We start from the raw sequence: 9,724 nt of genomic DNA on the forward strand, positions 1-9,724 counted from the left end.
GGATGCATCCCCGGCTTTCAAGGGGTAAAGGGCAATCAGGGTTGCTGAATAGCCGCAACTGTCGGTTTATCCGGGTTACCGCTCACCGTTTAACCAGCAGCCTCAAGGGGATAGCCACCCCCGTCACACGGGAGAGCGTCACAAGCGGAGCAAAGCACTGTATACTGGCCCGCAATACCCATCCCAGATCTGACTGACTATGGATTCTCCGTTCAAAACCATCGCCCTGATTGGCAAACCCCACCATGAGGGGGCCAACCAGACGCTGACCGGCCTGCATCAATACCTGACCGCCCGCGGCTTTCGGGTACTGGTGGAGAGCCGGGTCGCCCAGACCCTGAGCATCCTCGATGAAAACGTGATGGATCTGGTGCAACTGGGCCAGCAGGCCGATCTCGCCATCGTGGTCGGCGGCGACGGCAACATGCTGGGGGCGGCGCGGGTTCTGTCACGCTTCGCTGTGGCGGTGATCGGGGTAAACCGGGGCAACCTCGGCTTTCTGACCGATCTCTCGCCACAAGATTACCTGCTGCCGCTGGAGCAGGTGCTCTCCGGCCACTACAAGAGCGAACACCGCTTCCTGCTGGAAGCCTCGGTCTATCGCCACGGCGAGCGCAAGTCGAGCAATCTGGCGGTCAACGAGGCGGTACTGCACCCGGGCAAGATCGCCCACATGATCGAGTTCGAGGTCTATATCGATGGCAGCTTTATGTATAGCCAGCGCTCGGACGGCATCATTGTCGCCACTCCGACCGGCTCCACCGCCTACTCCCTGTCGGCAGGTGGCGCCATCCTCACCCCCAAGCTCAACGCCATCACGCTGGTGCCGATGTTCCCGCATACCCTGAGCAGTCGCCCCATCGTACTCGATGCCGACAGTGAAGTGCGGCTGCTGGTCTCGCCTGACAATCAGGACGATGCCATGCAGGTCAGCTGTGACGGTCAGGTGACCCTGGCGGTCCACCCGGGGGACGAGATCCTTATCAAGAAGAGCCACCATCAGCTTCATCTGGTGCATCCGCTCGACTACAGCTACTTCCACGTGCTGCGCAACAAGCTCGGCTGGGGCAGCAAGCTGTTTTAATCGGCGCTGACCGACAACGGCATTGCCAGAGAAGGGCGCCTGAATTGGCGCCCTTCTCTTTTCTTTCATAGCAACTTCCCCTGCACTCTCATATCCGTACCGCGCGTCAATGGTCCGTACCGCATTCTCATAGCCATACCACACTGGCTCCCCCTTCCTGTGTTAAAAATGGCGGCGCCCTCTTTACTGTATATAAGACCAGTATATACTGGATGCATACACAGTAATGTTGACCTATACAGGATGAGACCATGCTGACCCAGCTGACCGTCAACAACTTCGCCATCGTCAAGTTTCTCGAACTCGATCTGCAACCGGGGATGACCTGTATCACAGGTGAGACCGGCGCCGGTAAATCCATCGCCATCGACGCTCTCGGTCTCTGCCTCGGAGAACGGGCCGAAGCCGGCATGGTGCGACCCGATAGCGACAAAAGCGAGGTCAGCGCCCGCTTCCTGCTGGACAACAACCCGGCCGCCCGTGCCTGGCTCGCCACCAACGAACTGGAAAACGAAGGTGAGTGTATCGTGCGGCGAGTCATCTCCGCCGAGGGCCGCTCACGCAGCTATATCAACGGCGTGCCCGTCCCCCTCACCCAGCTCAAGAATCTGGGTCAGCTACTGGTCAACGTGCACGGTCAACATGCCCACCAGATGCTGCTCAAACCCGATTACCAGCTCGCTCTGCTCGACGGTTATGCCGGTCACCATCTGCTGCTCGACGAGGTGCGCCAGCACTATCAGCAGTGGCGCCAACTGCAAAACGAGCTGAACCGGCTCAAAGCCGAGCAGCAGCAGCGGGAGGCCCGTCGCCAACTGATCGAGTATCAGGTGCAGGAGCTGGACGAATTCGCCCTGCAGCCGGGGGAGTTTGAAGAGATAGAGGAGGAGCACCAGCGTCTGGCCAACGGCACAGAACTGATGCAAGAGTGCGGGGCTTGCCTCGATCTGCTCTATGACAACGAAGAGACCACTATCGCAGGGCTGCTACAATCAGCCGTCGATCGAGCCGAGGGGCTGGTCAGCATGGACAGCCGCCTCACTCCGGTACTGGAGATGCTGAACGAAGCCCTGATCGGGGTGCAGGAGAGTCACAGCGAACTGCGCAGCTACCTCGACCGACTGGAGCTGGATCCCGAACGTTTCAACGAGCTGGAGGCCCGCCTCTCCAAAGCCATCAATCTGGCACGCAAGCACCACGTCAAACCGGCGGATCTGGCCCAACACCATCAGGAGCTTGCCTCGGATCTCGCCCGCCTCAACTCTGACGAAGAGCGGTTAGAGGGGATGGAAGATGAACTGGCAGACGCCCGTCAGGCTTTTGTCCAGGCTGCCGAAGCCCTGAGCCAGAGCCGTCAGCGTTACGCCCAGGAGCTGGGCGCCAAGGTAACCAGCAGCATGCACGAACTGGCGATGCCCGATGGCCGCTTTGCCATCGAGGTGCGCCCCGATGCCCAGAGCAGCCTCTCTCCGCTGGGTATAGATCGGGTGGAATTTATGGTCACCACCAACCCGGGCCAACCGATCCAGCCGCTTGGCAAGGTGGCCTCAGGCGGTGAACTGTCGCGCATCAGTCTCGCCATCGTGGTGATCAGTGCCCGCAAGATCTCCACCCCGACTCTGATTTTCGACGAAGTGGATGTGGGGATCAGCGGCCCGACTGCCGCCGTGGTGGGTCGCCTGCTGCGCCAGCTCGGCGAGTCCACTCAGGTGATGGTGGTCACTCACTTGCCTCAGGTGGCAGGCAACGGACACCAGCATATGGTGGTGAGCAAGCATACCGATGGCAAAACCACCGAAACCCAAATGAGTGCCCTTGATGAGGCTGCCCGTCTCAATGAATTGGCACGCCTGCTTGGTGGCGACCAGATCACCGACAACACCCTGGCCAACGCCCGCGAGCTGCTGCGTCATTGAATCAGGCAATAAAGCCGATTTGCAGCGATGGCGACTGATAGCGCTGACAAAACATGCTGACTGCGCAGGCACAGGCGAGAGCTATGGCCTGCGCAGCCAGTAATAGCCAATAGCCAATAGCCAATAGCCAATAGCCAATAGCCAATAGCCAATAGCCAACTGTGAGCACCGAACTCGCGTCAGGATTACCGACCCAGATCAATAAAATAGCGAGTTAGGCGAAGCTGGCAGCAACATGGGCGTGGATCCAGTTGCCTTCATGTGGCGGATTTCGCATAGTGTTGCCCCCCTTTATGGGTATCCAATTGTGAGGCTTTGTCTATGATCCACGTTTTTGGTCACAAGAATCCTGATAGCGACAGTATCTGCAGTGCGCTGGTTATCACCGACTGGCTCAATGGCCAGGGCCGTCAGGCCACCCCATGGCGTCTGGGTGACCTGCGCACCGAAACCCGTTTTATTCTGGAGCAGGCAGGCGTCAGCGAACCCGAGTTGCTGACCAAAGATTTGACCGGTGAAGATGTCTGGCTGGTGGATTTCAGTGATCTGGAACAGGGCCCTGCCACACTGGCACAAGCCAATGTATTGGGTCTGGTGGATCACCACCGTCTCGGTACCTTGGTCACCCAGTCTCCGCTGGATGCCTGGATCCGGGCCGTCGGCTGCACCTGCACCATCGCCTTCGATCTGCTGAGCCAGCAAGGCACCGTGACCCGCAGCCAGGCTCGCCTGATGCTGGGCGCCATCATGAGCGACACCCTCTGTCTCACCTCGCCGACCACCACCGAGCAGGACAAGATCGCCTGTGAGCGTCTGGCACCGCTGGCCGAAGTATCGCTGGCCGAATTCGGCCAAAAACTGCTGATGGCGAAAACCGACCTGAGCGGCCTGACTCCGGCTCAACTGCTGCAGCAGGATGAGAAAGCGTTCCAGGCGGAAGGTTGCAGCTTCATCATGAGCCAGATCGAAGTGGGCAGCGAACAGCAGCTGGCCGAGCACCTGCCAGCCCTGCAGCAGGAGATGGCCCAGCGCGTGGCGAGCGAAGGGCTCGACTTCTTCGTGTTGATGGTGACTGACCTGACTGCGGCTGCCAGCCGAATCTACTTTACCGAACACGCCAAAGTACCGGCAGAGTCCAGCTACCACCCGGGCTTTGTCAGCCGCAAGAAGCAGGGGCTGCCCTGGGTGATGGATCTGCTGGCCAAGGCCTGACCTTCCCTCGCCATAACCTATTCCAAAGCCCTGCCTCTGCGCAGGGCTTTTTCATTGCCACCGCCAGCCGCACTCCCCATCCTTTTGCTGATCATGTTGCTCACCACTGTGGTCTCTCGCTTACTCCTTTCTCGGCTTATTGATAGTTAACCCCATAACTTTGCTTACATATTTGCGGCTGTTATTTATCAGGGCTTTGCTGCAGGATAATCGCCGCGCACAACCTTTTCCGTTTCCATTCAGGTGATCGATGAACATAACCCCCAAGCAGAGAACCCTGGCCATCACCATGCTGATCGCCGTGGTGCTCCTCGGCTGGCTACTCTGGCCCAGTCAACCACCCAAGGCGATGCTGACCGCTCAGGTGACCCGCGAGGATATCGCCCAAACCGTACTGGCCAGTGGTGTGCTGCAGGCCGTGGAGCAGGTGGATGTGGGGGCCCAGGTCTCCGGTCAGGTTACCAAGCTGGCCGTCGAGGCCGGAGATCAGGTCAAGCAGGGAGACCTGCTGGCCGAGATCGATCCCCTGATTGCCCAGAACAACCTCAAGACGGCCGAGGCGGAGCTTGCCAGCAACCGCGCCCAGCTCAAGATCAAGCAGGCACAACTCAAACAGAACGAGCTCGCTTGGCGGCGCCAGCAGCAGATGTTCAAGCAGGAGGCGAGTTCACGGGCCGATCTGGAGAGTGCCGAGGCACTGCTGGCGGTCACCCGCGCCGAACTGCAAAACAGTCAGGCCAATATCGACAACGCCCTGATCAAGGTTGATCGGGCCAAGACCGAGCTGGGCTACACCAAGATCCTGGCGCCGATGGATGGCACCGTCATCAGCATTGTGACCCGTCAGGGCCAGACCCTGGCTGCCAGCCAGACGGTGCCGACCGTGCTCAAGCTGGCCAACCTCGAGACTATGACGGTCAAGGCGCAGATCTCCGAAGCCGATGTCACCAAGGTCAAAGCCGGCATGCCAGTCTACTTCACCCTCATTGGCGATCCGGATACCCGCTATCAGGGTACGCTTCGCGCCGTGGAGTTAGCGCCTACCAACATCAATGATCAGGCCACCACAGGCACCACCACCAATAATGCGGCCGTTTACTACTACGCCCTGTTCGATGTGCCCAATCCCGATCATACCCTGCGAGTGGCAATGACCACCCAGGTGACCATAGTGCTCGGCGAGCGCAAGCAGGTGCTCACTGTGCCGCAAACCGCCCTCGGCAGGTCGCTGGGTGACAACGAGTATGAAGTCACCGTGATCAAGGACGATGAGACAACCGAAACCCGCCATATCAAGACCGGTATGAAGGATGAGATCCGCATTGAGGTGATCAGCGGGCTGAGCGAGAAGGAGGAGGTGCAGCTCAATCACGGAGCCCCCGCCGACAATGATGAGATGGCGGTGATGCTATGAGTGAGCCCCTGAACCAGCTGCCGTTGATCCAGCTGAAAGGGGTCGAGCGACGCTACCAGAGCGGCGACAGCGAAGTCACCGTGCTCCACCCTCTTGATCTCACCATCACGGCAGGAGAGATGATCGCCATTGTCGGCGCGTCCGGCTCCGGCAAGTCGACCCTGATGAACCTGCTGGGTTGTCTCGATAGCCCGAGCAGCGGCCAGTATCTGTTTCGCGGTCAGGACACCGCGACCATGGATACATTGGCGCTGGCCCGGCTGCGCTGCCACCACTTCGGTTTTATCTTTCAGCGCTACCACCTGCTGCCCCATCTCGATGCCGCCGCCAACGTGGAGATCCCCGCCGTCTATGCCGGCACCAGTCGCCCGGATCGCCAGGCGCGCGCGCGTCAGCTGCTGGGTAGACTGGGGCTGGCCGATCGCAGCCACCATACCCCGGGCCAGCTCTCCGGCGGTCAGCAGCAGCGGGTCAGTATCGCCCGGGCGCTGGCCAATGGCGGCGAAGTAATCCTCGCCGATGAACCGACCGGCGCACTGGATAGCCAGAGCGGCAAGGAGGTGATGGCGATCCTCAAGGAGCTGCACGCTCAGGGCCACACCATCATTCTGGTCACCCACGATATGAACGTGGCCAGCCATGCCGACCGGATCATCACTCTCAAGGATGGTCGGATTGAACAAGATAGCGGCCCCTGCCAAACGGCCGTGTTGGCTCCAGCCACCGCCAAAGCCCCTCAAAAAATAGTGCTCACTAAAGGTGCCATGGGCCACGACTGGGATCGTTATCGGGAAGCGGGACGGATGGCGATGCATGCCATGCTCGCCCACCGGATGCGCACCTTCCTCACCATGCTCGGCATCATCATCGGCATCGCCGCCGTGGTGAGCGTGGTCGCTCTTGGTCAAGGGGCGCGCGCCAAGGTGATCGACCAGATCAATGCGATGGGCACCAACACCATCGAAATCTTCCCGGGCAAGGGATGGGGCGATGAGAAGATGGCCAGCATCCAGACCCTCAACAAGGGGGATCTCGATGCTCTGCTGGGGCAACCCTATCTTGCGGGCGCCAGCCCCGAGATCGGCAGCTCAGGCCAGTTGCGCTATCGCAACAAGACCAACAGCGGCAACGTGACCGGGGTCGGTAACGACTATTTCAAGGTAAAGGGGATGACGCTGGTCAGTGGTCGCTTACTGGAGTGGCAAGATATCCAGCAGCGTGCCGCCGTCGCCGTGGTGGACAAGAAGAGCATCACCAGCCTGCTTGGCAAGGAGGATCCGGTCGGCAAGGTAGTACTGGTCGGCACCTTGCCGGTGCGGATTGTCGGTGTGGTTTCGCAGGAGACCGGCTTTGGCCCCACCAGCCAGTCGGTCAATATCTGGCTGCCCTACAGCGCGGTGATGAGTCGCCTCATCTCGCAGCACCACTTCAGCCAGATCACCATCCGGGTCAAAGACGGGGTACAACCGGCACTGGCCGAGCAGGCGGTGATCGAGCTGATCACCAAGCGCCACGGGGTGAAGGATTTCTTCACCTTCAGCAGCGACAGCATCATCAAATCGGTGGAGAAAACCACCGCTACCATGACCCTGATGGTCTCGGCCATCGCAGTGATCTCGCTGATCGTCGGTGGGGTGGGCGTGATGAACATCATGCTGGTGTCGGTGGTGGAGCGCACCCGCGAGATCGGCATTCGCATGGCAGTAGGCGCCCGCCAGTCGGATATTCTGCAGCAGTTCCTGATTGAAGCCGTGATGGTGAGCCTGCTGGGGGGGATCTTCGGCGTCGGCCTCTCGCTCGGTATTGGCGCGCTCTTTTCACTGCTGGTGGACTCCATCAAGATGCAGTTCTCGCTCTTCTCCATCCTGATGGCCTTTGGCTGCTCGTCACTCATCGGGATCCTGTTTGGTTACCTGCCGGCACGCAATGCGGCGCGGCTCGACCCTGTTGTCGCACTGGCGAGGGAATAACAATGCACAAACTCTCCTGGCTGGCTCTCTGCATGGCCCTCAGCGGCTGCAGTCAGCACAGCACCTATCAAAGACCCGAGCTGGCGATCGCCCCTGCATGGCAACAGGCAGAGGGCGCCCAACTGGCTGCGCAGGCAGGCCCATGGTGGCGGGAATTTCATGATCCCCAACTCGACAAATTGATCGAGGCGGTACTGGCTGCCAACCCGGACATGCGTGTGGCGGCCCTCAAGCTCAAAAGCGCCAGACTGGGCGCCGAGCAGGCCGATACCAACCTCACCCCCTCGGTCAATGGCACTATCGCAGCCAGTGGCAACAAGGATCTGAAAACCGGCAAAGACACCAACAGTCTGGGCCCCTCGCTGAGCCTCAGTTACGAAGTGGATTTGTGGGGCAAGCTTGCCTCGGTGCGGGATCAGGCAAGCTGGGAGGCGGCGGCAAGCGAGCAGGATCTCGCCAGCACCCGACTGCTGCTGATCGGCAATACCCTGGAGCAGTATTGGCAGCTCGGCTATCTCGGCTCTGCCATCACGCTCGGAGAACAGCAGCTGGCCAACCTGACCCGTACCGAGCAGCTGACCCAAACCAAATACCAGGCAGGCGCCATCACCCGACTCGATCTGGCGCAGGCACGCCAACTGTTGGCAGGAAAACAGGCTGAGCTGGCCTCCCTCAAGGCGCAGCAGGAGCAAGCTCGCAATGCCCTGCGTCTGTTGCTGGGCCGCAGCAGCGGGCCGCTGGAGTATGCACCCGCTTCCCTTGCAAAGCAGACCATTCCTGAACTTGCGGTGGGTATTCCGGCCGATGTGCTGGCACGCCGCCCCGACGTCAAAGCGGCAGAATTGCGGCTGCGCAAGACGCTGGCAAAAGGGGACGAGATCCGCACCAGCTTCTACCCCAGCCTGACCCTGACCGGCAGTGCCAGCACAGCATCCGATAGATTGGCGCAGGTACTGCAAAATCCGGTTGGTACGCTGGGGGCCAGCCTCGCCCTCCCCTTCCTCGAATACAACCGCACCCAGCTCGCCATTGAAAGCTCAGAGCTGGATTACCAGATCGCTGAAACCGAGTTTCGCAAACAGCTCTACATCGCACTGGTAGAGGTGGAAGACAATCTGGCCGCCCGCCACTATGGCCAGCAGCGACTCGATTATCTGCAGGAGCAGCTGAGTTATGCCCAGGAGGCCGAACGCTTGGCAAAGGCACGCTTCCAAGCGGGTGCGACCGGCGTGCAAGCCTGGCTCGATGAGCAGAACAGACTGTGGGATGCCCAGCAGAGCCTGCTGGCCCAGCAAAAAGAGCAGCTCACCACCACAGCCAAAATCTATCGCGCCCTGGGTGGCAGCGATAGCGTGGCGCCCCGATAGCGCTTCACCTGGCCATTCCCCACTCTGCCGGCAGAGTGGGGAATGCCATCACCATCGACCGCACCGAACTCCCTCGCCCACACGGCAGACGAACGCCATTGCTCATTATCAGGGGCAGTCATGGCAGCAGAGCCAATTACATGCATCGGCGACCCTGAATATCCCGGCCTTACCTTGGGGCGCTCTCTATCCCTCACGCTCCCTGACCAGAGATAACGGTTACCGGATATTCCATCAGCAGAGAGCTCGGCTCTTACCGAGCGGCGCCCTGTGAATCATGAGACCGACATTCCGCACCTGATTTAGGAATAAATTTGTCGGTAGCGCTCACCCAATACCTCCAAAATGATCTGCTGGTCTCCTGTTAGCTCCGTTACTTGTGGCGGAGCTTCTCCCAGTCGATATTCATGGATGCCACCAAAGCGCAAAAAGATCCAACGGGCCGTCGGCTGCTGGGTCGGTTTCTTTTTCATATCCGCCACACTGCGGTTCTGCGCCACTAATCCCTGCCTGATCCGGTGCTCCAACGCTGCGTAAATCATCAGGCTACAGGTCATCACCATCAGCAACGCTTCAATCCGCTCCGGTTTTTTCAGGTACAGTGAGGAGGTTAAAAACTCCGGGCTCTTGAGAAAACGAAAGCCTCGCTCGACATTCTGCTGTGCTTTATAGGTGGCCAACAGTTCGGCCATAGTCAGCGTATCGCTGTGGTCATTGGTCGCCAGGATGAACACCCCGGTCTGGTTGCGAGCCTCTTCAAC

Annotated in this window: 7 protein-coding genes; 6 read left to right on the forward strand and 1 reads right to left on the reverse strand. The window is 59.8% G+C overall.

The annotated features are described in order from the left end of the window. The first annotated feature begins 199 nt into the window (after nt 1-199). From nadK to AB5Y90_RS17740, 6 genes are all read left to right on the forward strand, one after another. Entirely contained in the window at nt 200-1,084 is an 885-nt protein-coding gene (gene nadK / locus AB5Y90_RS17715) for an NAD(+) kinase (RefSeq protein ID WP_368167417.1), read from the forward strand. Between the two features lie 251 nt (nt 1,085-1,335). After that, a complete protein-coding gene (recN, locus tag AB5Y90_RS17720; protein ID WP_368167419.1) occupies nt 1,336-3,000 on the forward strand; it encodes a DNA repair protein RecN in 1,665 nt (554 codons plus the stop codon). Nucleotides 3,001-3,321: 321 nt separating this feature from the next. Further along, nucleotides 3,322-4,212, forward strand: a complete 891-nt coding sequence (locus tag AB5Y90_RS17725) for a manganese-dependent inorganic pyrophosphatase (RefSeq protein WP_005359237.1) — start codon at nt 3,322-3,324, stop codon at nt 4,210-4,212. A 250-nt stretch (nt 4,213-4,462) separates the two neighbouring features. Continuing rightward, nucleotides 4,463-5,626 carry a macrolide transporter subunit MacA gene (macA, locus tag AB5Y90_RS17730; protein ID WP_368167421.1) on the forward strand — a complete coding sequence of 388 codons (1,164 nt, stop codon included), beginning with the start codon at nt 4,463-4,465 and terminating at the stop codon, nt 5,624-5,626. Beyond that, the gene (locus AB5Y90_RS17735) at nt 5,623-7,596 is read left to right on the forward strand and encodes a MacB family efflux pump subunit (protein ID WP_368167423.1); all 1,974 of its coding nucleotides are present in this window, start codon (nt 5,623-5,625) and stop codon (nt 7,594-7,596) included. The genes macA and AB5Y90_RS17735 overlap by 4 nt, the downstream gene beginning before the upstream one ends. Nucleotides 7,597-7,598: 2 nt before the next feature. Beyond that, nucleotides 7,599-8,963: an efflux transporter outer membrane subunit gene (locus AB5Y90_RS17740; protein ID WP_368167425.1), complete on the forward strand. Its 1,365-nt coding sequence runs from the start codon at nt 7,599-7,601 to the stop codon at nt 8,961-8,963. Nucleotides 8,964-9,265: 302 nt separating this feature from the next. On the opposite strand, the gene AB5Y90_RS17745 is transcribed toward AB5Y90_RS17740, so the two are convergent. Beyond that, the coding region (locus AB5Y90_RS17745) for an IS1634 family transposase (RefSeq protein WP_368166816.1) at nt 9,266-9,724 on the reverse strand (459 nt) is incomplete at its 5' end.

The organism is Aeromonas sp. R4-1, assembly GCF_040908325.1.
Lineage (GTDB): Bacteria > Pseudomonadota > Gammaproteobacteria > Enterobacterales > Aeromonadaceae > Aeromonas > Aeromonas veronii.